The 1,622-nt window shown below is 49.8% G+C and carries 1 protein-coding gene; it reads right to left on the reverse strand.

The window, feature by feature from the left end:
- Positions 1–277: 277 nt before the first annotated feature.
- A partial coding sequence (locus tag Q0200_RS07215; protein WP_297939632.1) for a flavocytochrome c occupies positions 278–1,622 on the reverse strand: 1,345 nt, incomplete at its 5' end.

Raw genomic sequence — 1,622 nt, forward strand, 5'->3', positions numbered from 1 at the left:
CTACGACGTGAGAAGTTGCTGCACTGCGTGCAGGTTTAAATTTGGCGCTACCGCGCCGCACATCAAATTTAACGAAGTATCGCAAGCCAAATTTGGCCTGTGATACAAAATTAAAACGAATTATCGCGAGATGATTTTAAATGTTTTGAAGCAAATTTCGTCCCAAGACTAGACATATAGTCTGTCGCAGGGCGAAATTTACGTTCTGCTTACAGTTGCGAGTGCAGCGAAGCAAAAATCATTTAAAAGCGCTCGCGAGAACTTCGTTTTACCAAATTTAGGCTAGATTTTCTCCGGCAATCATTCCAAAAACTATACAATCGGTTATCGCAACCGTACCAAGCCTGCTCGCGCCGTGCGTACCGCCGGTGATCTCGCCTGCCGCATATAGGCCAGGGATCGGCTTATTGGTCTTGCTTGAGATGACCTCAGCTTTAGTGTTGATCTTTAGGCCGCCCATAGTGTGGTGAGGCTTCGGCGATAGGCGGATGACGTAGAACGGTCCTGCCTCGTTGATCTCGCTTAGTGCGCTTTCTTGTTTGCCAAATTCGTCTTTTTTAGCCTTGACGCCTTCGTTATATTTCTTGACGGTTTCTTTTAGCGCATCGGCAGGTACGCCGTATTTTTTAGCAATGTCATCGAGCGTAGCGCACTCGCCCACTAGTTTGCCGCTACCCATGCCTTTTTGGATGATCTCTTCGCTTAGGTCTTTAAACGCCATTTTGGTGTCGGCGAAGGTTATCGGATATGCGCCCGGTTTTTCGCGTAAAATTTTAAACTCGGCGTCCGCGCGGGTTTTGCGGTCGGCTAGCTCGTTCATAAAGCGCTTGCCGGTGCGGATATCGACCGCGATGCCGTATTTAAAGGTGCCTTGCTGAGTTAGGATCGGAGCGGTACCAAAGCCCTTCTCATCGGGGCTCGCCCACGGACCAAACTGTATCCAGTCGACCTGAACAGGATACGCGCCGATCTCAAATGCTTTTAGTAGCGCGCCCGCAGTAGCTCCCGGGTGGTTCGTGCTATCGACGTCGTCAGGGATTCTCGGGTCTTGAAGCTTGCGGAAAATTTTATCGCGGCAAAATCCACCCGCAGCGAGTACTACGCCTTTTTTGGCTTTGAGCGTCTTTTTTGTACCGCTGGTGTTTTCAAGATCGTCGCTGTAGAGATTTGGATCAAATTTATACTCCTCGCGGATCACGACGCCCGCTACGCGATCACCGTCCATTACGAAATCGTCAAATTTCGCGCGGCGGCGAAGCTCGCAGCCCTTGTCTTTTAGTGCTTCAAATTTCTCGAGCATCGGCTGGATGTAGCCTGAACCCGAGTCGTTTGTGGTTAGCAGCGAGCGAGCTACGGTGTGACCGCCGAAGTGCGCGCAGTGCTCTTTAAACTGAACGCCATTTTCAAGAAGGAAATTATACGCGTCCATGCCGCGATCGACTAATGTCTCCAAAAGCTCGGTGTGGTTGATACCAAGACCGGCTTTTAGACAGTCTGCGATAAATAGCTCTTTGCCGTCTTTGATATTAGTTTTTGCTTGCACCGGGTTGTTTGCGACCGCCATACCGCCGCCGTTGATTACGGAGTTTTCACAAAAGTATCCAGAATATAAGAATTTCCGG

Origin of the sequence: uncultured Campylobacter sp., assembly GCF_938045225.1 — a bacterium.
Taxonomy (GTDB): Bacteria; Campylobacterota; Campylobacteria; order Campylobacterales; family Campylobacteraceae; genus Campylobacter_A.